The sequence below is a fragment of the Dissulfurispira sp. genome (assembly GCF_036745535.1).
Classification (GTDB): domain Bacteria; phylum Nitrospirota; class Thermodesulfovibrionia; order Thermodesulfovibrionales; family Dissulfurispiraceae; genus Dissulfurispira.
In genome coordinates, this window is record NZ_DAIOFX010000006.1 from 1 (window position 1) to 22,339 (window position 22,339).

Sequence of the window (22,339 nt, forward strand, 5' to 3'; positions counted from 1 at the left end):
AGCCTTATTTTACAAGGATTGATTTTGTGATTTCAGATTATTTTGGACAGCAGTGGCTGTCGATATAAACGAAGACTGCAACAACTGCTTTGCTTGCATAGGCATGTGTCCTACAGGCGCGTTAAAAATAGAAACCGCAGGCGATAGCAGGGAATTGTCTTTCAATACTTCTTTATGCAGCGGATGCGGATTGTGCGAGGGGTTTTGTATGAATAGTGCAATTTTAATTAAAAGGGGTTTTAGAGGGCATAATCCTTTTGAATTTGCTTAGCTCTCCCTCGTGGATGGGGCACTCCCCCCTGTTCCCCAGCCCCATCCACATTTTTATTGGCGGCTGAATAAATTTAATATTAAATTTACAATTAGATTGGTTATTATTAACAATAAACGCAGGAGGTGGGTGAAATAAATATACTCATAATAGACGATGAGCCCCTGATTATAACGTCATTACTGGAGTATCTGTCTGAAAAGGGATATGACGTGGTTGGTACAAATTTGCCCAATGCCGCTGTTTCTCTGATAAACTTCGATAAATTTGACGTCGTGATTACGGATCTGAAAATGAAGCCCTTTAGCGGGGTTGATATAATCAGGAGACTCAGGAGCGCAGGGTTTGCCGGCAGGATCATTATGGTATCGGCTTTTTATAAGGAGAATCAAGAGGAAATGAAGGCATTGAAAATCGATGCCTGTTTTGAAAAACCGTTTTCATTGAAGGATATCTGCAATAAAATAGAAGAATGGGCAGCTCAAAATTAATCGATTCGGATTTCGAAAAACTCCTCGCAGAATCGGTAAAGATTCACGGGCACCTTTGTCCCGGACAGGTTCTTGGCGTAAAAATGTCTATTTTAGGGTTATCGAAAATTGGAATAGAGGACCCTAAAGGCAAAGACAGGAAGAGCCTGATCGTCTTTGTAGAGATGGACAGATGCGCTACAGATGCGGTTCAATCGGTAACAGGGTGCAGCCTCGGCCACAGGACAATGAAGTTCATGGATTATGGCAAGATGGCAGCTACATTTGTGAATCTAAAGACAGGAAGGGCTGTAAGGGTTATTGCAAAAGAAGAGGCAAGGGATAAGGCAAAGGAGTACTTCCCGGAGATTGAGGATAAATATAAAGCGCAGTTAGAGGCATACAAAATAATGTCTGACAACGATCTCTTTGACATGATGAATGTGAAAGTGGACATAAAGCCCGAGGATATGCCGGGAAGACCGTTAAAGAGGATTCGGTGCGATAGTTGCAGGGAATATGTTCAGGACATGAGAGAGGTTTACAGGGATGGAAGGATTTTGTGCAAACCATGTGCAGATGGAGGATATTACACCCTTGAAGACGAGTCTTATGGTAAATGATTATGTAGTCCCTCTGAACGATTTTATGCAGGATTATATCGCCAATATCTTATGTGCGATAGCGAACTCATTCGGCATGTCTCCGAATAGTGTGACAGTATGCGTGGACTCCGAAGATTTTCACGTTTATACCGAAAAAAGGAGAAATAGATATTTCAAAAAAAGATTTTGCGAGGCAGTCGATAGAAAGCACGGTTAAGGGCATGCTATCGCCGTTAAAGGGGATATTCTGGCTACAGAAGATTACGATTAGTGCAAACACCATGGAATGATTTTTTATTATGAACGTTATGCAAAAAAGTCATAGCGATATGGAGATTAAATCAAAGCTCTGGATAGAAGTTGACGGAGAGCCTGTTTTCGGCAGAGGGAGGAGATTTCTGCTTCAGGCTATAGATAAATACGGCTCTATTAATCAGGCTGCAAAGGAGATAAACATTTCGTACAGAAGGGCATAGAGCTATATAAAAGCAATGGAGGAAAGGCTCGGCATAAAACTGGTTGAGCGGCAGGCGGGAGGCAGAAACGGAGGCTGGGTTAATCTTACTAAGGATGCAAGAAAGTTTTTAAGGCGGTACGAACTCATGGAAGAAGGGATAAAAGAAATTGTAGATAAGAAATTTAAAACCATATTCGGCAAGTAAGTGAAATTTTAGGAGGATGGTATGTGTGACATTCAGGGTTCGGATACGAGGAGCAGGGTCGGTGTTAAAACAATCCCGGTAGAAGATGCTGTGGGTATGGTTCTGGCCCATGATATTACCGAGATAAAGCAGGATGATTTTAAAGGCAGGGCATTTAAAAAAGGGCATATTGTCAGGGAAGAAGACATAAGCCATCTCCAGAGACTCGGAAAAGAAAATCTGTTTGTTTTAAATATTGCAGATGACGAGATGCACGAAGACGACGCCGCATATGCACTTGCCAATGCCTTAATGGGTGAAGGCGTGAAGATGGAAGGAGAACCGAAGGAGGGCAAGATAAATATAATTGCTGATAGGGATGGGCTTTTGAAAATTAATAAACACTCCCTTACTCAATTCAATATGCTCGGTGATGTAATGTGCGCAACACTGCACGATAATACCGTAGTAAAAAAAGGACAGATTGTTGCAGGCACAAGGGCAATTCCGCTGGTAGTGAAGCGTGAAATAGCACAGAAGGCTGTTGGAATTGGAGAAGAAGCGCGGAAGAACGGAGGTGCAGAAGATCGTAAGGGTGGAATAATCGAAGTTAAAGAATTGAGAAAACCGAAGGCCGGAGTGGTCATCACAGGCAATGAGGTTTATTATGGAAGGATAAAGGATGCATTTGCGCCTATAATCAGGAAGAAGATTGAGACATTTGATGGAGAGGTTGTTGGTATATACTATGCACCTGATAATGAAGAATTCATAGAGGCAAGGCTCAGAGAGCTCATAGACGCCGGTGCAGATTTGCTTATTACAACAGGAGGCATGTCTGTCGACCCTGACGATGTCACGAGGTTTGCCATTAGAAAGCTCGGTGCTGCCGACATCACATACGGCTCGGCAGTACTACCCGGTGCAATGTTTCTGGTGGCATACATTAGTGCGACAGTGCGGCAAAGCGACAGTGCGACAGCCACTTCACCCATTCCTGTTTTAGGTATTCCTGCATGCGGCATGTATCATAAGACAACCATATTTGATTTAGTCCTTCCGAGGGTGCTTGCAGGAGAAAAAATCGGCAGACATGAGCTTGCAGAACTTGGACATGGCGGACTTTGCCTTAATTGCAAGGAATGCAGATACCCTGTATGCCCATTTGGGAAATAAGGCAATGGAGTGATGGTGTTTTGGAGTATTGTTATTTGACAGAAAGAGGCGTTTTTGCTATTCTCATCTAAATGAAAAATCAGAAGTCTCAGAAAACGGAGTATTGGAGCATCGCTCTATTGCTCCTATGTTTAATGCTACTTTCCACTTCTGCCCATGCCTTTGATGTAAGGGGTTTGCAACCCCTCCCTCCTTATGGAGTATTTTCCACATTCAGCGCAGAGAGCCTGAAACAAAATAAGGTAGGGTTTGGATTAAGCGTTGAAAAATCCTATGACCCTAATTTCTACCGCACTGTTTTTAATCTCGCATATGGCATCCATGACAAATTTGAAATGAACATAACACTTCCATATGTAGCAGAGTGGGAAAACAGAGTTGATGGTTTTGAAGATGTGAGCTTTGGTATTAAGCACAGGGTAATGGATGAAGGTAAATATGAACCTGCAATTGCTTATGTATTAACAGTATCACCTCCATCCGGCAAGGATGAGTTCACCACCGAAGGCAGGGTTGGAGGAGGCTTGTTGCTGACAAAAAAAGTTGGACCTTTTAAGGGTCATTTTAACGCCCTTTATTCAAAACCTGACAAATACGGACTGAAAGATGAGTACTCTGTTAACCTCGGCGCAGAACTGGCTGTAACACACGACTCAAAGGTGCTTGCCGAGGTCGTTGGAAGAAAAAACTATTTTAAAAATAAGATAGACATGCTGGAATGGAGACTCGGATACAGAATTGCAACCACCGAATATTTATATACTACTATCGGAGTTGGTTTCGATATAAAAAACAGAACCCCCGACTACAGGCTAATGTTTTCTGTAAGTGTAATCCTGCCTCCGGAAAAGAAAAGAATCCAGAGAATATACGAAGAGTAGTTTATGCTATAATAAAATGTCATGTTTGATTTAGGCATACAGGAACTTATAGTAATTTTCACTGTTGCCCTTCTTGTCTTTGGCCCCAAGAAATTGCCGGAACTTGGCAGAACCCTCGGAAAGGGGATTGCCGAGCTCAAAAGGGCAATGCATGGCGTTAAGGAACAGATGGATGCAGAGCTTCACGATATAAAACAGTCTATATCGTTAGAGGCAGATGTTTATAAGTCAGAACAAAAAACAGAAAATGAAAAAACAGATGCGGCAGGAACCGAGAAAAAGGCTGAAGGGGTAGGGTAAATGGAAGATGAAAAAATGCCCCTCACAGAACACCTCGGCGAACTCAGAAAAAGAATTACCATTTCTTTAGTGGCCCTCCTTGCTACTTTTATGGTGGCTTTCAACTATTCCGAAGAGATTTTTAAATTTATAATGTTTCCCCTGAGATACAATCTGGACTTCTCGGTGAAGAATATGTATGTACACTTTGTCCCACAGGACAAGCTCCAGAACACAAAGCTCGTATTCCTCGCGCCTGCCGAGGCATTCTGGATGAACCTCAAGGTCTCCTTTGTTGCGGGCCTGATGTTATCCCTGCCTGTAATGTTTCACCAGTTGTGGAAATTTATTTCTCCAGGGCTCCTTCCCAAGGAGAGAAGATATGTGATTCCATTTATCTTTTCAGCAACAGGTCTTTTTCTCTTTGGAGCTGCATTCTGCTTTTTTATAGTTCTTCCCTTTGCCATGGGATTCCTTCTCACTTACAAGGTCGGTGATTTTTTAATGCCCATGCTTTCTGTGGGGCAGTATGTGGATTTCTGCCTCAGGTTCATTCTTGCATTCGGTGCGGTATTCGAACTTCCCATAATTATTATCTTTCTTACAAAGATGGGAATTGTTACTCCCAAGACCCTTGCTAAAAACAGGAAATACGCAGTACTAATAGCCTTTATCCTTGCAGCTTTCCTGACGCCTACGCCTGATGCCTTCAACCAGACATTGATGGCATTGCCCATTATATTGCTCTATGAGATAGGCATATGGATCTCGCCGTTGTTTGTGAAAAAAGAGGCAAAAACAGAAGGCGATTGATTCGGATACAGGCAAATGGCAGAGCAGACTAAAAGGAATTTCAGGGCCATAGTTTCGGATATATCAGAGGGGTTTGTTGCTGTAAATCCCATTTATTTGAAACCCTTTGATGAAGATGCTCTTAAAACCCTCTGCAGGGCCATAGAGCGCAAACAGATCGAGATCAGGTCAGAGCCTTTCCCTTATGACGATATCTGTTTAATAAGGAAAAGGAACATAAGACTCCAGAGGCTTTATTCAGCCTTGATGATAATAAAAAACTTTGCACGCGAAAAAAGGTTTAAATTAATTTATTAGCCAACAACTATCTCACGGAGGATATGTGAAATTAGCCATCATCGGACTTTCCAATTCAGGCAAAACCACTGTCTTTAATGCCCTTACAGGACAGAACCTCGAAACTACAGTTTATCCCACAGTGAGCGGAGAGCCTAACTACGGCGTCGTAAAGGTTCCGGACTGCAGGATCGATAAACTTGCTGAAATATATAAACCCAAAAAGATTACTTATGCAACAGTTGAATACATAGATTACATAGGGCTTACGAAGGGGGACGTTGCTCAGAACAGAAAGGTTTTCGATCTCATAAAGGATGCCGATGCCATCGTCCATGTAGTAAGGGCATTTGAGGACGATGCGGTCTCGCATCCCATGAATGAGATTAATCCGCTGAGGGATATCGAGACATTGGAGCTTGAGCTGATATTTGGAGATATAGAGCTTGTCGAAAAAAGACTTGCGAGAATGGAGGAGGGCGAAAAGAAAGGGAAAAAACCCAATGAGGCAGAGAAAAAGCTGCTCCTTAAATGTAAGGATGCCCTTGAAAAAGAAGTTCCTCTCAGGAACGTAAGTTTCGACGATGAGGAGCAGAAGGCCATGAAGCACCTCCAGTTTGTCTCCACAAAGCCTGAAGTGGTTGTTCTGAATATAGGAGAAGGAGACTTAAATACCGATAAGGCATTAAATCTCCAGAAAGATGCCGAAAAATACTTTGCAGACAAAGGCATTTCGGAAACAACAAAGGTCGTAACACTTTGCGGCAAAATAGAGATGGAAATCGCACAATTAAATCCCGATGAGGCGAGGGCCTTTCTCGACGACCTTAGTATACAGGAGCCTGCCCTTAACAAATTGATACATGTGAGTTATGACCTCCTCGGTTTTATTTCCTTTCTCACCTGTGGAGAAGACGAGGTAAGGGCATGGACAATTAAAAGAGGCATAAACGCACAGCAAGCCGCAGGAAAGATACACTCCGATATAGAGAGAGGGTTTATCAGGGCAGAAGTTGTGGGCTATAATGAATTCATTTCATCGGGAAGCATGTCTGCTGCAAGGGATAAGGGGCTATTGAGGCTTGAAGGAAAGACTTACGTAGTAAAAGACGGCGATATAATCAATTTCAGGTTTAATGTGTGAGAAGAATCGTTACCCATCTGCCGTCATAAAATTTCTCTAATACATGGAGTCCTTCGTTTTCCATTGCTGCAATGACATCATTTTCCTGTCCCACAATTATTCCTGAAAGAAGGGCGGTTCCTGATTTATTCAGGCGTGATGCTATTTCATGGGCATTCTGGATCAGTATTTCCGACATCAAATTGGCGGCTATAAAATCGAATTTTCCATCCACCAGAGAGATGCTGCCTTCTTTTATCTCGATATTCTCAAGTTTGTTGAGTTCCGCATTTCTGTGTGCTGCATCGATTGCGAGCGGGTCTATATCTACGCAGACCGCATGTTTAAAACCGAGCTTCAATGCCGCAATGGAAAGTATTCCGGTGCCTGTGCCGAAATCGAGAAACCTGTTCTTTTCGGTTTTTTCTTTAGATAATTTTTCTATGAGCATCAGGCATGTCTTTGTTGTCTCGTGATGCCCGGTGCCAAAAGCCATGCCCGGGTCTATTATCAGACTTATCCTGCCATTACTATTTTCTTCCCATGGCGGAAGTATGGTGAGGTTTTCTCCGACATCGATGGGCTTGAATTTCTTTTTCCATGACTCATTCCAATCCCTCTCGCCGATGAAGACATGGTCAAAGGACATTTCATCATTAAGGCCTGAATTTCCGAGTAAATGCCTTGCTGATTGCATGGAATCGGTTATTTTATCAATGCCGATAATGTCCTGGAAATAAGCGGTAATATTGCCATTGCCTTCGATGATTCCGAGACATCCCTTGCCGGATAGATACTCGATTAATGCATCTTTTGATTCATCGGATATCTTTATGTTGAACTCATAGTATCCCACGGTGTTTTAATATAACATATGGAATTGAAAATACTGCTCATTAATCCCTGTATTTGCGATTTTGCTCACGGCCTCCGGGGTTCTCCTTAATTTACATTTCCGTATTTATTGTTTTACAATAAAACAAAAAATAGTTCCAGCCTTTTGTTAAGAACAAAACCATAGGGGATGAAGAAACGGGGGCCTGCCTTTTGCAGCGAATGTCTTCCGTATTTGATTGATAGCGATTAGTACACATTTGTGAAAACTTGCTACGAGCAATGAAAGACGAACATAAAACAAAACAACAACTTATTGACGAACTATCAGGACTTCGGCAACGAATTGACAGATTGAAGACCTCAGAGGCCCAGTTCATGCGGGCAGAAGAGGAGATGCGGAAGAGCTACGATACCCAGAGGGCACTGAATTTCCTTTTGAGTCTTTCACTGGAAGGGACATCTCTTGAAGAATTCCTGAAGCGAGCGCTTCGACTGATCCTTTCAATCCCATGGCTTGCCTTTGAATCAAAGGGCTGCATATTCCTCAGAGCCGGCGTTGGATGGAGAAAGGGGCTTGCAGGAAAGGCAATTGTTCCGGCAGATTCAGACTCACAGGCCGGGTATACGCTCCTGTCTTCCGGACCGGTCATAGTGGATGACCTCAGCACAGAGACCCGATTTAAAGGGCCGCAGCTTCTCATAGACCATGACGTGGCCAGCGGTATAAGCGTCATTATCCATGACAAGGACAGGCATTATGGGGTAATGGGCGCCCATACAAGGAAAAAGAGGAAATTCTCAGAAGATGACATAAACTTCCTCCAGTCTGTTGCAAATATAATGACAAACGTAATTGAGAGGAGAAAGGCGGAAGGATCGGCTATCTGCACAAGTGGTGGCCGGGAGGAACGACTGCAGAGCAGCGAGAAAAAATTACGGGAAATTACATCGGCACTGGGAGAAGGCGTTTATGTTGTCAACGAACATGGCCGTCTCATCTTCATGAACCCGGAGGCAGAGCGTCTGTTAGGATGGAAGGAAGCAGAACTGCTTGATAAAAATGTACACGAAATAATCCACTATTGCAGACCCAATGAAACACCGCTATCCGCCGAGCATTGCCCTGTGCTTAAAGTTATCAGGACAGGGGAAAAATATATTACCGAAGACGATATGTTCATCCGGAAGGACGGAACAATGTTCCCTGTTGCTTACATTTCTACTCCGATGATAGAGGATGGAAGGATTGTCGGTTCCATTACTGCGTTCAGAAACATTACGCTTCGTAAAAAGATGGAAGACGAGCTGATCAATGTAAAAAAAAACTGGAATCGATTGCCTTTCTTGCCGGCGGCATTGCCCATGACTCCAATAATCTCCTTACAGGCATTTTAGGAAATATTTCCCTCGCCAAGATGTCTATAAGCCCCGATGATAAGAATTTCGGACTCTTGACCAGAGCAGAAAAAGCATCCTTCAGGGCAAAGGACCTTACCTATCAATTACTGACCTTTGCAAAGTGTGGAGAGCCTGTAAAAGGGTTGTATATATTAAAAGATTGATAGAGGATACCGTGACTTTCTCGCTCAGCGGTTCCAATGTAAAATGCGACTTCTCAATTCAGGAAGACCTCTATCCCGTTGAAGTCGACGAAGGGCAATTGAGGCAGGTAATCCACAACCTTTGTATTAATGCCAGGGGGCCATGCCGGAGGGCGGTACTCTTGAAGTTCTGGCTGAAAATGTTACAGTCGGTTCTGAAGATGGCCTTCCTGTAAAAGAAGGCAGATATGTAAAAATATCTGTAAAAGACCAAGGCATTGGCATCCTGAAGGAACACCTGAAAAGGATATTCGACCCATACTTTACAACAAAAAAGATGGACAGCAGAAAGGGAACAAGACTGGGGCTTGCAATCTGTTATTCCATAATCAAAAAACATGATAGATATATTACTGCAGAATCAAGGGCTGGAATTGGAACAACTTTTTATATCTATATCCCGGCTTCCGAAAAGGAGATTCAGGCAAAAGAGCCAAAAGGGGAGGTATTTGCAGGCAGTGGAAAGATTCTTGTAATGGATGACGAAGAATTGATAAGGGAAGTTACCTGCGACATGCTGCGCAGCATGGGGTATGAGGTTGAGTCTGCTGGAGACGGCCAAGAGGCAATTGAGCTATACAAAAAAGCCAGAGAATCGGGGCAGCCCTTTGGTGCTGTAGTAATGGATCTGACCGTGCGAGGAGGTATGGGGCAGAGAAGCCATCAAGAGGTTGTTTGAGATCGACCCCAATGTTAAAGCGATTGTATCCAGCGGCTATCCGGATGATCCAATCATGTCTGACTTTAAAAAATACGGCTTTAGGAGCGTAGTTGCCAAACCGTATAAGATTCAGGAGCTGAGCGAGATATTGCGTAAGGTGCTGGCTGGAGAAATATTTTGATTGCCTTACTTTTTATGATTATGTTATTTTTTAAATAATTTAAAAGGCGATGGGGTTCGCCATAACCGCTTTCGGTTCCGAAGCTGATAACTCCTACTCTCGGTTAAAAAATTTAAGAGGGTAGGAGTTTTTTAATGCAATCAATGATAAACTATCTGATAATAGGCATTGGAGGTTTTATCGGTGCAATCGCCAGATACGCCATTGGTCTCTGGATTGACCAGAAGTGGGGGAGGAGCTTTCCCCTTGGAACTTTCGTTATCAATGTTAGCGGAAGCTTTTTTATAGGACTCCTTATGTCTTTATTTACGGAAAGATTTATGGTAAATCCTCAATGGAGGCTTTTGTTGGTAGTAGGCTTTCTCGGCGCATACACGACGTTTTCGACATTTGAATACGAAACCGGCAGATTGGTAAAAGACGGTGAGTGGATTATTGCATCGATGAATGTGTTTTTTAGCGTTTTTGCTGGTTTTATAGCATTAAAGTTAGGAGAATTAATTGCAAAAGGCATATAGGAGAAAATTATGGTAAAACAAGGGCCTGCAAAAAAACTCACAATTTACATCGATGAGACGGACAAATTCGGCGGAAAGCCTGTTTATGAAGTGCTGATGGACATCTTTTACAAAAAGAAGATTGCAGGTGTCAGTGTGTTCAGGGGTGTAGCAGGTTACGGAACCGATGGCGTGTTTCACACATCAAAGATGCTTGAACTATCCACAAGTATGCCAATGAAGATTGAGGTTGTGGATTCAGAGGAGATGATCAATAAGGTTTTGCCGGATGTTTATCATGTTGTGGAAAAGGGGCTTGTGGAGATTACTGAAACAAATGTTATTAAATGCTGTCCAAAGGCTCTCGAAAAAAAAGAGGAGGTGGAAAAGAGGATGAAACTTGAAGGCAAGGCAAAGATGCTCAGGGTTATAGTGAGCGAGGACGATAAATGGGAAGGAGAGCCTCTTTACGAAGCAATCATAAAGAGATTCATCATGATGGACATTGCAGGTGCAACTGTTTATAAGGCAATCGCAGGCTATGGCCCTCACAGGAGGTTTCATAAAAAGAAGACACTTACAAGCACCGGAGAAATGCCGATACTTATTACTGTTATCGATACCGAGGAAAATATAAATAAAGTCCTGCCGATCCTCGATGATATGGTAAAAGAAGGCATTGTTATACTTTCGGATGTAAACGTGATAAAATATGTTCACAGGGATGTTAATCCCGAAATGTTGTAAAACAAAAGGGAATTATGCTTGCAGTCAAAGAAAAGAAACAGACTATCAAGGATTATAAGCTCCTTCCCGAAGGTGCTCCATATCAACTTATTGAAGGAGAACTCATCATGACACCAGCGCCAAATCCAAGACATCAACTTATATCTGCAAATTTATTTAAGAGTGTTGTTAGGTATGTGGATGAAAAACGATTGGGCGTTTTATTTTATTCTCCCATTGATATTTATCTCTCAGAGGAGAATGCATTTCAGCCAGACATAGTATTCATTTCCAGTGAAAGGCGGCATATTATCAAAGACGACGGAATATATGGAGCACCGGAACTTGTGATCGAAATCCTTTCTCCTTCAACTGCTTACTACGATATAAAAAAGAAGTTCAGAGTTTATGAAAAAAGCGGTGTGCGGGAATACTGGATAGTTGACCCTGAAATGAATACAGTCGAAATTTATTTCAACGAAGGTGGACATTTTTCTTTAAAAGCAAAGTTGGAGAACGAGGGCGAGATAGAATCTTTTATTTTAAAAGGTTTAAGGTTGACTTTAGAGGAGATTTTTTCTATTCTGTAAATACTGGCGATGGAGTTCGCCGTTAACCGTTCCGATTTTTATCAGGAACTGATAACTCCTACTCTCAAGTTTACGAGGGTAGGAGTTTTTTTATGCCTGCTCAAAAGGAGGCGGACTATGTATGAAGTATGGGGAATGGCTGCATTATGGCTCGGCCTTGCCTTGATAGCAACGCTGCTTTCCATCTGGCTGCGCATTGCCACCGCACTTTCGGAAATCGTTGTCGGCACGGTAGCGCAACTGGTAATTGGGGCTTTGATAGGAACAACTATGGGCTCCGATACAGACTGGATTAAGTTTCTCTTCGGCACTGGCGCTATTGTTCTCACCTTTCTGGCAGGTGCGGAATTAGACCCCGCTGTTTTTAAAGTCAAATGGAAAGAAGCTTCGGCCATAGGCTTCATCTCATTCCTTGCCCCTTTTTAGGCTGCACGGCTATTGCCTATTACCTTTTGGGATGGACAGTGAAATCGAGCTGGCTTGCAGGGGTTGCGCTTTCAACCACATCTGTTGCGGTTGTATATGCTGTAATGCTTGAACTCGGATTAAACAAAACAGAGTTTGGTAAGAGCATTCTTGCCGCATGCTTTATAACAGACCTTGGGACAGTTGTATCGCTCGGTCTTATATTCGCTCCGTTTACGATAAAAACCACAATTTTTGTAGCAGTAAGCATAGCGGTATTTGCCTTGCTTCCCTATCTAACGCCTAAATTTTTTAAAAAATACGGCAACAGGCCGTCGGAACTTGAGGCAAAATATCTGCTTCTGTTTCTTTTCGGGCTCGGCTCTCTTGCCGCATGGTCCGACAGCGAGGCAGTATTGCCGGCATACATCATAGGCATGGTGCTCGCCGGAACAGTAGGTAAAGACCATGTGCTGATAAGGAGGCTCAGGACATTGACATTCGGCCTCCTTACTCCTTTCTATTTCATAAGGGGCAGGTTCTTATGTCTCGGTCCCGGCCATTATCGCAGCCCCTGTCGCCCTGCTCGTGCTTTAAGGAGGAAAAAGAAGATGCTTAAAAGAATACTTGTAGCCTTTGATGGCTCGCCACAATCGTATCAGGCCTTTGACTTTTCCCTCGAGATGTCCAAACTGTGTCCCGGCGCAGCGCCTGAGATATTTGTCCTTTCTGTTGCACAGCCTCCAGAGCCAGCAGATATAGTCGAGGTTGAGGCCATAATTGATAGTGCAACTCAGCATTACGAGGAGCTTTTTAAAGGTCTCAGGGAAAAGGCGAAAGGGAGAAACCTTGAGATAAGAACAGAGGTGACTGTTGGGCATCCGGCAGACCAGATTGTGAGATATGCAAAGGAGAATAACTGTGATATGGTAATACTGGGGCAGAGGGGTAAATCAAAGATAGAAAGCTGGCTCCTCGGCTCCGTATCAAAGCGGGTTGCCACCTATGCGCCTTGCACGGTAACGATTGTAAAATAAAGGAGGCTATTGGAAATGACGAAGGTTGCAGAATCAGAATCCTCTGCTGTCTCAAAATATTCGCGCCTGAAAAATGAGCTTTTAAGATGCATTGACGAAATGCTCATCATAGAGGCAATCCGCGGCTGTCCATGCGAGGAGTTAAGGGAAAAGATAGAGAAAAATACCTTTAATCTCGTTGTGGTAGGACAGTTCAAAAGGGGAAAGACGAGCCTGTAGGCCTTCTCGCATCTTCTTTAACCCTTGCCCTGCCTAAATTCATCGGCGACAGGATAATCATGAAGAAGATGAAGGAATACCTGCTTCAGGTTATCGATGTCCAGTCGGGAAGGGTGAGATATGATTTCGCCGAAAGACTGGATAAAAGCAAGCTGGAATTTCGATGGGAGATGCTGCAGAAGATAGAGGCAACCATTGAGGGCATCAGCACGGCAATAGAAAAGGGAATGAATCAGAGGAGCAGAGGGGAGAAAGAGGTGGAGAAAAGAAAGCAGGCGCTGCTAAAAATGTCAGAGAAGCTGAATGAGACAGGTGATAAGCTTATGTACATCAAAGAACAGGCAGGAATATAAAATAAATGATTTCGGATTGATTGTTATGTCGTGTTCTGATTTTATTATAGGCCGTGAGAAGGAGCTGCAGGCGCTTATTGCCCATATCATGGACAGAAAAAACCTTCACATCTATGGCTCTGAGGGAGCAGGCAAGAGCATACTCCTTGACTGGATTTATAGCAAGTTTAAGGAGTTGGACGATGCACTTATCCCTGTTTATTGCAGAAACAGCAGGACACTGAGAGAAATAGTTTTGCAGACCGCCGGGTTTCTCCTGGGTCATTTCAAGCACCTTAAGAGCGTTGACAAGTTCAAAAATGTCAAGAAAATTGAAAACCCTGCGGACATCAGAAAGCTGAATATAAGGGTCATAAAAAATATAGTCTTTGCTTATATGCCAAAGGGTAAATTTTGTGTAATCCTTGACCACCTTGAATATGTTACACCGCGGATAAACTCGCTGTTAACTGCCCTTTACGAAAGAGTGCCTGTAATTACTGCCAGCAGGCAGAGCTGGGATCTGGAGGATTATGCATTCAGAGGAAACCTTGCCTACTGCCTTTATCTTGCCCCGAAACTCAGGATTGAGAATCTGAAAAGGAAAGATGCATTTTATAGACCTTTTCGAAAAAACAGACAATCCGTTTCTTAAGGCGCCAATACTAAATGCCCTCGGAGAGATAGAAACACAGGATGCGCTGGACTTTATTGTGAAATCGCTCAGCTCGGAAGTGAGCATGGTAAGAATATATGCAAGAGAGATCATAGAGAAAATTGGGGTCTCACATGAGAAAAAATAGCTGGCTCACCAGAAGCATCATTGGAATAGGTCTTACGAGCCTCTTCAGCGACATGGGGCATGAGATGACCACAGCGATCTTACCCATGTTCCTTGCCACCATCGGAGGCACTGCGACAACCCTCGGGCTTATCGAGGGCATTGCCGATGCCTCGTCGAGCTTTATCAAGCTCTGGATGGGATGGTACAGCGATAAAATAGGGAGAAGAAAGCCGATTGTGGCAGCAGGATATGTAATCACGGCTCTCAAAGGACTCTTCGCTTTTACCACCAACTGGTATCAGGTCCTGTTTATCCGTGTACTGGCATGGATGGGAAGAGGCGCAAGGAGCCCTGTAAGGGATGCACTTATGGTGGATCTGCTGGAACCCGCCAATTACGGAAGGGCTTTTGGTTTTCACACTGCCATGAATACCCTCGGCGCGGTCATCGGTCCTGCCATTGCCTTTGCCCTCATCAGGATTTTAAGTTACAGGCAGATATTCCTCATCTCCTTTATCCCCGGCTTCCTGTCTGTGGCATGCTTCGTATTTTTGGTCGGGGAGAAGAGAAAGAAGTCTGACGGGAAAAGGGAAAGACTTAACAGGATTTCTGAATTTCTTAATGTTCATATACTGACTGCCGATACATTCGGTAAGGCGAGGGCAGAACTTAAAGGTATCAATTGTGAAATCCACATCCTTGAAGGCGAGAACCATGATATACAGAAAGAGGAATATGTTAGAATGCTTGGCGCAGAAAGAGTTGTCGCCCTCGGAAATGGCAACAACGATAGAAAAATGCTGAAGGCTGCAAAGATCAGGATTGCGGTCTGCCTTAATGAAGGATGTTCGGTGGATGCCATGAGATCAGCAGATATTTTTGTGAATTCTCCGCTGGACGCCCTTGACCTTTCCTTAACCCGAAAAGATTAAAGGCCACGCTGAGATTCTGATGAAAGACAAAAAATTTTTCGGTTTTGGGGAGAATGTCTTTTTCAGCGGGCTGGTGAGCTTTTTCATGGATTTCAGTTCCGAAATGATATATCCCCTCGTCCCGCTTTTCCTTGCAAATGTCCTCGGCGTAAACAAATCGATTATCGGGCTTATAGAAGGCATTGCAGAATCCACAGCAAGCTTGCTAAGGGTTTTTTCAGACTGGTTTTCTGACAGGATCGGCAATCGCAAATGGCTCATGGCAACGGGATACGGGATTTCCACTTTAAGCAGGCCATTTGCCGCAATAGCTACTGTCTGGCATCATATACTTGCCTCTCGGTTTATAGACAGGTTTGGCAAGGGTATCAGGGTTGCACCAAGAGATGCACTTATTACCGAATCAGCAGACAGGGCATATCTTGGTCGTGCCTTTGGTTTGCAAAAAGCAATGGACACATTCGGCGCTGTTGTTAGACCGGCCACTGCTTTTCTTCTCCTCGGGCTATTCTCAAACGATTACAGAAAGGTCTTCTGGCTCTCCATGATACCAGGAATTATTGCAGTGCTTCTGATTATATTTTTCATCACTGAAAAGAAAAAAGTCTTCTCCGTAAAACCAGCAGAAAGGCCAAGGCTTACGATAAGGCATTTTGACTGGAGATTTAAGTTCTTTGTCATTATTACAGCCCTGTTTGCCGCAGGCAATTCAAGCGATGTGTTCCTGATACTGAGGGCACAACAGATAGGAATTCCAACGGTTATGATCCCTATTGTTTATCTTTTATTCAACCTAATCTATTCCCTGTCAGCCATTCCCGCAGGCATTGTTGCAGACAGATTCGGCAAAAAGAGGGTTATACTCTCGGGATTTGTTTTGTTTGCAATACTCTATTACGGCTTTGCCGTTGCATCGGATACAAAGACTATCTGGATATTATTCGCTTTTTACGGATTCTTCATGGGACTGACAGAGGGGATACAAAAGGCATTTCTTGCTACCATAATACCGCAGGATTTTAAGGCAACCGCCTTTGGGATTTACAATACGGTTGCAGGAATCGCAATGTTTCCCGCAAGCCTTATAGGCGGATGGCTCTGGGATAATATTTCTCCGTCTGCAACATTCTATTTCGGCGCCATAACAGCAGGCATGTCGGCAATATTATTTATTGTCTTTATTGTCTCGATAAAGATGGCAACCCATTAATATTCTGGAAAAGTTCATGAAAATTATGATATGCTAATACTTCATAACCTAATGTAAGCACTAAATCCGAAATTCGAATTTCGAAATTAGGATTTGGAATTTTTTATGAGGAGCAAAATTATGAAAGTGTCTGGGAAAATGACAGGTGCTGAGATAATAATCGAATCCCTAAAGAGGGAAGGGGTCAAATATATCTTCGGATACCCTGGCGGGGTTATCCTGAGTATCTTCGATCTCCTTTATGACGACAAGGATTTACAACTGATTCTTACAAGGCATGAGCAGGGAGCTGTCCATGCAGCAGATGGCTATGCAAGGGCAACAGGAAAACCAGGCGTTGTCCTTGTGACATCAGGCCCGGGCGCTACAAACACTGTTACAGGCATAGCAACGGCATACATGGATTCTATTCCGCTTGTTGTATTGACAGGGCAGGTTCCAACCATGCTCATTGGAAACGATGCCTTTCAGGAGGCGGACATTGTAGGCATAACAAGGCCGTGCACAAAATACAACATACTTGCAAAGGATGTGAATGAACTGGCAGAGCAGATCAGAGAGGCATTCCATATAGCCGCAACAGGAAGGCCAGGCCCGGTATTGATTGATCTGCCTAAAGACGTGACATCCAGCAAGACAGACTTTGTATGGCCTGATCATGTAGAGATCAGGAGCTATAATCCCACCTATGAGGGCAACAGACGGATGATAGAAAGGGCAGCCCATGAAATCGTAAGGGCAAAGAGGCCTGTCATAATTGCAGGAGGCGGCTGCATAATCTCCGGTGCATCAAAAGAACTGAAGGAGCTTGCAGAACATGCGAGCATTCCTGTCACCATGACCCTTATGGGACTCGGCTCATTCCCGGGAACCAATGAGTTATCCCTCGGTATGCTCGGAATGCACGGCACTTACTATGCAAATAAGAGCGTTCAGGAATCCGATTTATTAATTGCCGTTGGAATGAGGTTTGACGACAGGGTTACCGGAAAGATAGAAGGCTTTGCTCCCCATGCAAAAATAGTTCACATAGATATAGACCCTACTTCCATAAGGAAGAATGTGAGGGTTGACGTTCCCATAGTTGGAGACGTGAAGAAGGTGCTCACGGTGATGAACAAGATCCTGAAAGAAGATATAAAGGAGCAGTGGAAAGAGGTAAGAAAGGCGTGGCTGAAGCAGATAGCAGAATGGAAAAAGGAGAGGCCATTAACTTACACATATAACCCTGATGTGATTAAACCCCAATTTGTCGTGGAAAAGATATATGACATTACAAAGGGAGACGCCATCATAACCACGGAGGTGGGACAGAACCAGATGTGGGCAGCCCAGTTTTACAAGCTCGACAAACCAAGAAGGTTCTTGACCTCCGGAGGACTCGGGACAATGGGATATGGTTTCCCCGCAGCTATAGGCGCACAGCTTGCGCATCCCGATAAACTCGTTATAGACATAGCAGGTGACGGAAGCATACAGATGAATATACAGGAGCTTGCCACAGCAGTTATTTACAAGCTGCCTGTCAAAGTTGCCATCTTAAATAACAGGTATCTGGGCATGGTAAGACAGTGGCAGGAGCTTTTCTACCAGGAGAGATATTCCCATGTCTACCTTGAAACAGAGACCACTCCTGATTTTGTTGAGCTTGCCCATGCTTACGGAGCCGTTGGTTTAAGGGCGACAAAACCCAGCGAAGTGGAACCTGTATTGAAGGAGGCAATCAAGATAAAGAAGCCTGTGTTCATGGACTTTGTCTGCGATTGGAAGGAGAAGGTATATCCAATGGTTCCGGCAGGTGCAACGCTGGATTCCATGCTCTTTGAAGAAAAAGAGAAAAAGGCTGAAAAGAAACTTAAGGCAGTAAAGTAAGCGGAGGTCATGAAATGAGACACACCATTTCTGTGCTTGTGGAAAATAAATTCGGGGTCCTTTCGAGGGTTTCGGGCCTTTTCAGCGGCAGGGGATATAATATCGAGAGCCTTTCCGTGGGCGAGACAATAGACCCCAACATCTCGATTATGACCATTGTCACCACAGGAGACGACTGGGTCATAGAGCAGATCACTAAACAGCTCAACAAATTGATCGATGTGATAAAAGTTATAGACCTCACCGAGCTTGACCATGTGGAAAGGGAAATGGTCCTTGTAAAGGTTGCCCCGAAACAGGAGAACAAGGCAGAGGTACTGAGGACCGCCGAGATATTCAGGGGAAGGGTAGTGGATTCAAGTCCCAATACCTACACTGTAGAAATAACGGGTGATGAGAAAAAAATTGAGGCATTCATCGAATTGATGAAGCCTATGGGCATAAAGGAATTTGTAAGGACAGGGAAGGTGGCCATTGCAAGGGAAATCACAAAAAAGAAATAAAACCAATAAAGATATAGGAGTAAGGAGAAAAATGAGCAACAACAAAGTATATCTCATCGATGTTACCAATAGAGACGGCGTTCAGACATCGAGGATTCTGCTGCCAAAGCTCTCAAAGACAATGCTGAATATATACCTCGATGAGATGGGCATCTATCAGAGCGAGGTGGGTTTTCCGACCCTTAAGCACGAGTCTAATTATATTAATGCTAATCTTGAGCTTGCCAAGGCAGGGGCAATGAAGAGGATACGCCTCGAAGGTTGGTGCAGGGCTGTCCCTGAAGATGTGAAGCTGTCCTTTAAGAACTGTCCAGGATTGAAGCATCTCAACATTTCCATGTCCACATCGGAAATAATGCTGCGTGCAAAGTTCATGGGCAAAAAATCATGGAAGGACATTTTGAAGACAGTTAAAGAATCCGTAAAGCTTGCCAAAGAACTCGGTGCAGAAACAGTGGGCGTTAATGCAGAGGATGCGTCAAGGACAGAGCTTGACAGGCTTATTGAGTTTGCACTTGCAGGCAAGGAAGCCGGCGCTGACAGGTTCAGATATTGCGATACCCTCGGAGCAGACGACCCGATAACGATTTATGAGAGGATAAAGGCACTATCATTTGCAACAAAATTCCCTGTCGAGATGCACTGCCACAACGACCTCGGCATGGCAGAGGCGGTTTCTGTGGCAGGTGCTCAGGGAGCCATAGAGGCAGGCGTTGATGCCTATATAAACACTACAATAAACGGCTATGGAGAGAGGGCTGGAAACTGCGACCTCGTTTCAACTATTCTTGCCCTTAAATTCTCACACGGCGTTAAGGACAAGGTTCCCCTCGACGAACATGTGGATCTGACAAAATCATGGAAGATAGCAAAGTATGCATCGTATGCCTTTAATCTGCCAATACCGATTAATCAGCCCGGTGTTGGTGCAAATGCCTTTGCACACGAATCCGGAATACATGCAGACGGTGCATTGAAGGACAGGAGAAACTACGAACTCTACGACCCGGAGGATGTAGGAAGGGGAGAGCACGAGCTTGTGGAAACAGGCCGCGTAATAACAACAGGCGAATACGGCGGCATAAAGGGCTTCAGGCATGTCTACAGCAAGCTTGGCATAGAATTCCACGACGACAACGAGGCAAGAAAGATACTCGATCTTGCCCAGTATGCAAACCTGCATACACAAAAGCCCCTTACCGACGATGAGTTGAGACTTATTGCGCATTATCCTGAGATGGTAAGGATGATACTTACAACTAACCCGTAACCGGGTTGAAAAGACAGAGAAAGATGATATAATTATCCATATATGGATCCGAACTTACCTAACCCTTTAAATCGTCATAGCGAGGAGTATCCCTCGCAATGACGATATTCCGTAAATATCCCGCTTAATTTATGTGGCTTGAGATATTACTAATATCTATATTTATCCTCATAAACGGCTTTTTTGCCGCCTCTGAAATAGCCGTTGTCACGATCAGAAGGACGCGTGTAAAACAGCTTGTGGAGGAGGGGAAAAAAAATGCCGAGATTTTGGATAAGCTCAGGGAATCCCCTGACAGGTTCCTCGCAACAATCCAAATAGGAGTTACGCTGGCAGGCGCTCTTGCATCTGCTATCGGCGGTGCTGCTGCAGTGGAAGTAATAAAGCCCGTATTAAAGACCGTCCCAATAACCTTCATATCTGCATCAAGCGAGGCAATAGCCATAGGTGTTGTGGTTGCATGCATCACTTACTTTTCCCTCATATTCGGAGAGCTTATTCCAAAGTCCATAGCGTTATCAAATCCCGAAGGTGTGGGGCTCTTTACTGCCCCTGCAATAAACCGAATTTCTAAGCTGGCAACTGTATTTGTAAGCATTCTTACGTCAAGCACAAATATATTATTGAAGCCATTCGGCAAAAAGGCATTTACAGAGAGGGGTTATATCACCGAGGAAGAAGTGAAGATGCTCATAGAAGAGGGCGGTGAGAGGGGTGTTTTTGAACCCGAAGAAAAAGAGCTTATACACAGCGTCTTTGAGTTTACTGATACCTTTGCAAAGGAGGTAATGAGGCCTGCCCCCCAGATGGTGGCCATAGGCATCAATATGCCGGTTGATGAGGTTAAGTCTATAATATCCGAGGAGAAGTTCTCCCGTTACCCTGTTATAGGGAAAGACATAAATGACATCAGGGGCATTCTGTATGCAAAGGATTTTTATAATATACTCTCAAAAACAGGCAGCGTGGATATCCATAAGATCATAAAGCCGCCCATATTCATCCCCGAGACAATGAAGATAAGCATCCTCCTGAGGGAAATGCAGAAAAAAAGGATACATATGGCAATAGTTATAGACGAATACGGCGCTGTCTCGGGCCTTGTAACCCTGGAAGACCTCCTTGAGGAAATTGTCGGCGAGATCAGGGATGAATACGATATAGAGAGCCCTGTCATTCAACTCAGCGACGGCACTGTAATAATAGATGCCTCCATAAGTGTGAGCGATCTCATGGAGGATTATAATATAGAAATACCGGAATCGCCGGAATATGAGACACTGGGAGGCTTTATTATTACATATCTCCAGAGGATACCGCAGACCGGCGATATTATAGAAATGGAAGATAAAAAATTAAGGGTTATTGAGATGGTTGGTCAGCGAATAGCAAAGGTAAAGATGGAAAAACTTGACAAGGAATAGATTTTTTTTATACTATTTAATAGAAATAACTGGAGGAATTATGGAAAAATGGAAATGCAGCATATGCGGCTATGTTTACGACCCTGAATACGGAGACCCTGATTCGGGTGTTGCAGCAGGAACGCCGTTCGGAAATCTTCCTGATAACTGGGTGTGTCCTGTTTGCGGTGCAAGTAAAGACGTGTTTGAAAAGATAGATTAATAGAATTTCAGGAGAAATTATGAATGCAATTGAAGTATCAATAAAAATGGAGACGGATGCTATAAAGTTTTATAGAGAGGCAGCCGAAAAGTGCAACCATGAAGTAGGCAAAAAGATGTTTTTATCTATTGTAGAGGATGAAAAGAGGCACCTCGATATGCTTTCTGATTTATTCAAGGGCCTTGACATCACCATTCACACTGTAAGTCCCATGAAAAATGTAAAGACTATTTTTGAAGAACTCAAGCACGAAATGATGGAGCGGGTTGAGGCTACAAAGGATGAACTCGATGCATTCAAGATTGCTGCTGACATGGAAAAACACGGGATTGAATTTTATAAAAAGGCTGCTTCTGAAGCTGCTACGGAAAAAGAGAGAAAGCTTTTTGAAAGGCTTGTTCACGAAGAAGAGCAGCATCATGCCATCTTTGCAAATACATATTTCTTTATGTCAGATACAGGAAGCTGGTTTATGTGGGAAGAGCACAGCATTGTGGACGGCGGAACGCCCTGGGCGTAAC

General features: G+C 43.8%; 32 protein-coding genes, 1 pseudogene and 2 riboswitches. Of the genes and pseudogenes, 32 read left to right on the top strand and 1 reads right to left on the bottom strand.

Translation table 11 applies throughout. From position 1 onward, the window contains the following. Positions 1 to 52 precede the first annotated feature (52 nt). The 12 genes from V7L97_RS12835 (at position 53) to ychF (ending at position 6,556) form a co-directional block, all read left to right on the top strand. Positions 53 to 271 (top strand): 4Fe-4S dicluster domain-containing protein, encoded by a 219-nt coding sequence (locus V7L97_RS12835; RefSeq protein ID WP_442891729.1) that lies wholly within the window; start codon positions 53 to 55, stop codon positions 269 to 271. Between the two features lie 125 nt (positions 272 to 396). Next, the gene (locus V7L97_RS02480; RefSeq protein ID WP_333653152.1) at positions 397 to 762 is read left to right on the top strand and encodes a response regulator; all 366 of its coding nucleotides are present in this window, start codon (positions 397 to 399) and stop codon (positions 760 to 762) included. Then, positions 744 to 1,364 (top strand): FmdE family protein, encoded by a 621-nt coding sequence (locus tag V7L97_RS02485; protein ID WP_333653154.1) that lies wholly within the window; start codon positions 744 to 746, stop codon positions 1,362 to 1,364. Before V7L97_RS02480 ends, V7L97_RS02485 begins: the two co-directional genes overlap by 19 nt. Then, a complete protein-coding gene (locus tag V7L97_RS02490; RefSeq protein ID WP_333653156.1) occupies positions 1,339 to 1,563 on the top strand; it encodes a hypothetical protein in 225 nt (74 codons plus the stop codon). The genes V7L97_RS02485 and V7L97_RS02490 overlap by 26 nt, the downstream gene beginning before the upstream one ends. Before the next feature lie 82 nt (positions 1,564 to 1,645). Continuing rightward, on the top strand, positions 1,646 to 1,822 hold the full coding sequence (locus tag V7L97_RS02495; RefSeq protein ID WP_333653157.1) for a winged helix-turn-helix domain-containing protein: 177 nt from the start codon (positions 1,646 to 1,648) through the stop codon (positions 1,820 to 1,822). A gap of 15 nt (positions 1,823 to 1,837) precedes the next feature. Then, positions 1,838 to 2,008 carry a winged helix-turn-helix domain-containing protein gene (locus V7L97_RS02500; protein ID WP_333653159.1) on the top strand — a complete coding sequence of 57 codons (171 nt, stop codon included), beginning with the start codon at positions 1,838 to 1,840 and terminating at the stop codon, positions 2,006 to 2,008. 21 nt (positions 2,009 to 2,029) lie between these two features. Continuing rightward, entirely contained in the window at positions 2,030 to 3,163 is a 1,134-nt protein-coding gene (locus tag V7L97_RS02505) for a molybdopterin-binding protein (protein WP_333653161.1), read from the top strand. A 119-nt stretch (positions 3,164 to 3,282) separates the two neighbouring features. Beyond that, complete coding sequence (locus V7L97_RS02510) at positions 3,283 to 4,044, top strand: hypothetical protein (RefSeq protein ID WP_333653162.1); 762 nt, start codon at positions 3,283 to 3,285, stop codon at positions 4,042 to 4,044. Positions 4,045 to 4,065: 21 nt separating this feature from the next. Beyond that, complete coding sequence (locus V7L97_RS02515; protein WP_333653164.1) at positions 4,066 to 4,344, top strand: Sec-independent protein translocase subunit TatA/TatB; 279 nt, start codon at positions 4,066 to 4,068, stop codon at positions 4,342 to 4,344. Beyond that, a complete protein-coding gene (tatC, locus tag V7L97_RS02520) occupies positions 4,345 to 5,136 on the top strand; it encodes a twin-arginine translocase subunit TatC (RefSeq protein ID WP_333653165.1) in 792 nt (263 codons plus the stop codon). It begins immediately after the preceding gene. A gap of 15 nt (positions 5,137 to 5,151) precedes the next feature. After that, complete coding sequence (locus V7L97_RS02525) at positions 5,152 to 5,433, top strand: hypothetical protein (protein WP_333653167.1); 282 nt, start codon at positions 5,152 to 5,154, stop codon at positions 5,431 to 5,433. 25 nt (positions 5,434 to 5,458) lie between these two features. Next, on the top strand, positions 5,459 to 6,556 hold the full coding sequence (ychF, locus tag V7L97_RS02530) for a redox-regulated ATPase YchF (protein WP_333653169.1): 1,098 nt from the start codon (positions 5,459 to 5,461) through the stop codon (positions 6,554 to 6,556). On the opposite strand, the gene prmA is transcribed toward ychF, so the two are convergent. After that, positions 6,546 to 7,391 (bottom strand): 50S ribosomal protein L11 methyltransferase, encoded by an 846-nt coding sequence (prmA, locus tag V7L97_RS02535; protein ID WP_333653171.1) that lies wholly within the window; start codon positions 7,389 to 7,391, stop codon positions 6,546 to 6,548. The two genes, ychF and prmA, sit on opposite strands and share 11 nt — an antisense overlap. A gap of 260 nt (positions 7,392 to 7,651) precedes the next feature. Here prmA and V7L97_RS02540 point away from each other — a divergent pair, with 260 nt between their 5' ends. The 20 genes and pseudogenes from V7L97_RS02540 (at position 7,652) to V7L97_RS02635 (ending at position 22,338) form a co-directional block, all read left to right on the top strand. After that, positions 7,652 to 8,767, top strand: coding sequence for a PAS domain S-box protein (locus V7L97_RS02540; RefSeq protein WP_333653173.1), 1,116 nt, complete (start codon positions 7,652 to 7,654; stop codon positions 8,765 to 8,767). Between the two features lie 309 nt (positions 8,768 to 9,076). Beyond that, positions 9,077 to 9,652, top strand: coding sequence for an ATP-binding protein (locus V7L97_RS02545; protein ID WP_333653175.1), 576 nt, complete (start codon positions 9,077 to 9,079; stop codon positions 9,650 to 9,652). Next, the gene (locus V7L97_RS02550) at positions 9,645 to 9,815 is read left to right on the top strand and encodes a hypothetical protein (protein WP_333653177.1); all 171 of its coding nucleotides are present in this window, start codon (positions 9,645 to 9,647) and stop codon (positions 9,813 to 9,815) included. Before V7L97_RS02545 ends, V7L97_RS02550 begins: the two co-directional genes overlap by 8 nt. Positions 9,816 to 9,851: 36 nt before the next feature. Then, positions 9,852 to 9,918, top strand: a riboswitch (Fluoride riboswitch). Between the two features lie 40 nt (positions 9,919 to 9,958). Next, a complete protein-coding gene (crcB, locus tag V7L97_RS02555; protein WP_333653179.1) occupies positions 9,959 to 10,333 on the top strand; it encodes a fluoride efflux transporter CrcB in 375 nt (124 codons plus the stop codon). 9 nt (positions 10,334 to 10,342) lie between these two features. Next, positions 10,343 to 11,059, top strand: a complete 717-nt coding sequence (locus V7L97_RS02560) for a DUF190 domain-containing protein (protein ID WP_333653181.1) — start codon at positions 10,343 to 10,345, stop codon at positions 11,057 to 11,059. Positions 11,060 to 11,073: 14 nt separating this feature from the next. Next, positions 11,074 to 11,628 carry a Uma2 family endonuclease gene (locus V7L97_RS02565; protein WP_333653183.1) on the top strand — a complete coding sequence of 185 codons (555 nt, stop codon included), beginning with the start codon at positions 11,074 to 11,076 and terminating at the stop codon, positions 11,626 to 11,628. Next, positions 11,625 to 11,696, top strand: a riboswitch (Fluoride riboswitch). It overlaps the preceding gene by 4 nt. Positions 11,697 to 11,745: 49 nt before the next feature. Next, a pseudogene (locus V7L97_RS02570) lies at positions 11,746 to 12,627 on the top strand (cation:proton antiporter); the annotation flags it as partial. Positions 12,628 to 12,644: 17 nt separating this feature from the next. Beyond that, complete coding sequence (locus V7L97_RS02575) at positions 12,645 to 13,070, top strand: universal stress protein (RefSeq protein ID WP_333653237.1); 426 nt, start codon at positions 12,645 to 12,647, stop codon at positions 13,068 to 13,070. 15 nt (positions 13,071 to 13,085) lie between these two features. After that, positions 13,086 to 13,289 carry a hypothetical protein gene (locus tag V7L97_RS02580; RefSeq protein WP_333653184.1) on the top strand — a complete coding sequence of 68 codons (204 nt, stop codon included), beginning with the start codon at positions 13,086 to 13,088 and terminating at the stop codon, positions 13,287 to 13,289. 59 nt (positions 13,290 to 13,348) lie between these two features. Beyond that, a complete protein-coding gene (locus V7L97_RS02585) occupies positions 13,349 to 13,642 on the top strand; it encodes a hypothetical protein (RefSeq protein WP_333653185.1) in 294 nt (97 codons plus the stop codon). Then, positions 13,593 to 14,276 carry a hypothetical protein gene (locus V7L97_RS02590; protein ID WP_333653186.1) on the top strand — a complete coding sequence of 228 codons (684 nt, stop codon included), beginning with the start codon at positions 13,593 to 13,595 and terminating at the stop codon, positions 14,274 to 14,276. Before V7L97_RS02585 ends, V7L97_RS02590 begins: the two co-directional genes overlap by 50 nt. Next, positions 14,230 to 14,424 carry a hypothetical protein gene (locus V7L97_RS02595; RefSeq protein WP_333653187.1) on the top strand — a complete coding sequence of 65 codons (195 nt, stop codon included), beginning with the start codon at positions 14,230 to 14,232 and terminating at the stop codon, positions 14,422 to 14,424. The genes V7L97_RS02590 and V7L97_RS02595 overlap by 47 nt, the downstream gene beginning before the upstream one ends. Then, complete coding sequence (locus tag V7L97_RS02600; RefSeq protein WP_333653189.1) at positions 14,411 to 15,337, top strand: MFS transporter; 927 nt, start codon at positions 14,411 to 14,413, stop codon at positions 15,335 to 15,337. The genes V7L97_RS02595 and V7L97_RS02600 overlap by 14 nt, the downstream gene beginning before the upstream one ends. A gap of 19 nt (positions 15,338 to 15,356) precedes the next feature. Next, entirely contained in the window at positions 15,357 to 16,547 is a 1,191-nt protein-coding gene (locus V7L97_RS02605) for an MFS transporter (protein WP_333653191.1), read from the top strand. 120 nt (positions 16,548 to 16,667) lie between these two features. Beyond that, complete coding sequence (gene ilvB / locus V7L97_RS02610) at positions 16,668 to 18,419, top strand: biosynthetic-type acetolactate synthase large subunit (RefSeq protein ID WP_333653193.1); 1,752 nt, start codon at positions 16,668 to 16,670, stop codon at positions 18,417 to 18,419. Positions 18,420 to 18,433: 14 nt separating this feature from the next. Then, the gene (gene ilvN, locus V7L97_RS02615) at positions 18,434 to 18,922 is read left to right on the top strand and encodes an acetolactate synthase small subunit (protein WP_333653195.1); all 489 of its coding nucleotides are present in this window, start codon (positions 18,434 to 18,436) and stop codon (positions 18,920 to 18,922) included. Positions 18,923 to 18,953: 31 nt separating this feature from the next. Continuing rightward, positions 18,954 to 20,192 carry a homocitrate synthase/isopropylmalate synthase family protein gene (locus V7L97_RS02620; protein ID WP_333653196.1) on the top strand — a complete coding sequence of 413 codons (1,239 nt, stop codon included), beginning with the start codon at positions 18,954 to 18,956 and terminating at the stop codon, positions 20,190 to 20,192. 131 nt (positions 20,193 to 20,323) lie between these two features. Then, the gene (locus V7L97_RS02625) at positions 20,324 to 21,616 is read left to right on the top strand and encodes a hemolysin family protein (protein ID WP_333653198.1); all 1,293 of its coding nucleotides are present in this window, start codon (positions 20,324 to 20,326) and stop codon (positions 21,614 to 21,616) included. Between the two features lie 40 nt (positions 21,617 to 21,656). Then, on the top strand, positions 21,657 to 21,818 hold the full coding sequence (rd, locus tag V7L97_RS02630; RefSeq protein ID WP_333653200.1) for a rubredoxin: 162 nt from the start codon (positions 21,657 to 21,659) through the stop codon (positions 21,816 to 21,818). Between the two features lie 19 nt (positions 21,819 to 21,837). Next, positions 21,838 to 22,338, top strand: coding sequence for a ferritin family protein (locus V7L97_RS02635; RefSeq protein WP_333653201.1), 501 nt, complete (start codon positions 21,838 to 21,840; stop codon positions 22,336 to 22,338). Position 22,339 lies beyond the last annotated feature (1 nt).

Excerpts from the sequence above, each read along its gene's own strand:
- V7L97_RS02585 (WP_333653185.1), top strand. The coding sequence starts at position 13,349 with ATGAAGAAGATGAAGGAATACCTGCTTCAGGTTATCGATGTCCAGTCG.
- V7L97_RS02620 (WP_333653196.1), top strand. The coding sequence starts at position 18,954 with ATGAGCAACAACAAAGTATATCTCATCGATGTTACCAATAGAGACGGC.
- V7L97_RS02500 (WP_333653159.1), top strand. The coding sequence starts at position 1,838 with ATGGAGGAAAGGCTCGGCATAAAACTGGTTGAGCGGCAGGCGGGAGGC.
- crcB (WP_333653179.1), top strand. The coding sequence starts at position 9,959 with ATGATAAACTATCTGATAATAGGCATTGGAGGTTTTATCGGTGCAATC.
- V7L97_RS02545 (WP_333653175.1), top strand. The coding sequence starts at position 9,077 with ATGCCGGAGGGCGGTACTCTTGAAGTTCTGGCTGAAAATGTTACAGTC.
- V7L97_RS02625 (WP_333653198.1), top strand. The coding sequence starts at position 20,324 with ATGTGGCTTGAGATATTACTAATATCTATATTTATCCTCATAAACGGC.
- V7L97_RS02605 (WP_333653191.1), top strand. The coding sequence starts at position 15,357 with ATGAAAGACAAAAAATTTTTCGGTTTTGGGGAGAATGTCTTTTTCAGC.
- V7L97_RS02590 (WP_333653186.1), top strand. The coding sequence starts at position 13,593 with ATGAGACAGGTGATAAGCTTATGTACATCAAAGAACAGGCAGGAATAT.
- V7L97_RS02635 (WP_333653201.1), top strand. The coding sequence starts at position 21,838 with ATGAATGCAATTGAAGTATCAATAAAAATGGAGACGGATGCTATAAAG.
- tatC (WP_333653165.1), top strand. The coding sequence starts at position 4,345 with ATGGAAGATGAAAAAATGCCCCTCACAGAACACCTCGGCGAACTCAGA.
- ilvN (WP_333653195.1), top strand. The coding sequence starts at position 18,434 with ATGAGACACACCATTTCTGTGCTTGTGGAAAATAAATTCGGGGTCCTT.
- V7L97_RS02505 (WP_333653161.1), top strand. The coding sequence starts at position 2,030 with ATGTGTGACATTCAGGGTTCGGATACGAGGAGCAGGGTCGGTGTTAAA.
- V7L97_RS02600 (WP_333653189.1), top strand. The coding sequence starts at position 14,411 with ATGAGAAAAAATAGCTGGCTCACCAGAAGCATCATTGGAATAGGTCTT.
- V7L97_RS02595 (WP_333653187.1), top strand. The coding sequence starts at position 14,230 with ATGCATTTTATAGACCTTTTCGAAAAAACAGACAATCCGTTTCTTAAG.
- V7L97_RS02560 (WP_333653181.1), top strand. The coding sequence starts at position 10,343 with ATGGTAAAACAAGGGCCTGCAAAAAAACTCACAATTTACATCGATGAG.
- V7L97_RS02580 (WP_333653184.1), top strand. The coding sequence starts at position 13,086 with ATGACGAAGGTTGCAGAATCAGAATCCTCTGCTGTCTCAAAATATTCG.
- V7L97_RS02565 (WP_333653183.1), top strand. The coding sequence starts at position 11,074 with ATGCTTGCAGTCAAAGAAAAGAAACAGACTATCAAGGATTATAAGCTC.
- V7L97_RS02485 (WP_333653154.1), top strand. The coding sequence starts at position 744 with ATGGGCAGCTCAAAATTAATCGATTCGGATTTCGAAAAACTCCTCGCA.
- V7L97_RS02525 (WP_333653167.1), top strand. The coding sequence starts at position 5,152 with ATGGCAGAGCAGACTAAAAGGAATTTCAGGGCCATAGTTTCGGATATA.
- V7L97_RS02575 (WP_333653237.1), top strand. The coding sequence starts at position 12,645 with ATGCTTAAAAGAATACTTGTAGCCTTTGATGGCTCGCCACAATCGTAT.
- ilvB (WP_333653193.1), top strand. The coding sequence starts at position 16,668 with ATGAAAGTGTCTGGGAAAATGACAGGTGCTGAGATAATAATCGAATCC.
- V7L97_RS02515 (WP_333653164.1), top strand. The coding sequence starts at position 4,066 with ATGTTTGATTTAGGCATACAGGAACTTATAGTAATTTTCACTGTTGCC.
- rd (WP_333653200.1), top strand. The coding sequence starts at position 21,657 with ATGGAAAAATGGAAATGCAGCATATGCGGCTATGTTTACGACCCTGAA.
- V7L97_RS02540 (WP_333653173.1), top strand. The coding sequence starts at position 7,652 with ATGAAAGACGAACATAAAACAAAACAACAACTTATTGACGAACTATCA.
- V7L97_RS02495 (WP_333653157.1), top strand. The coding sequence starts at position 1,646 with ATGAACGTTATGCAAAAAAGTCATAGCGATATGGAGATTAAATCAAAG.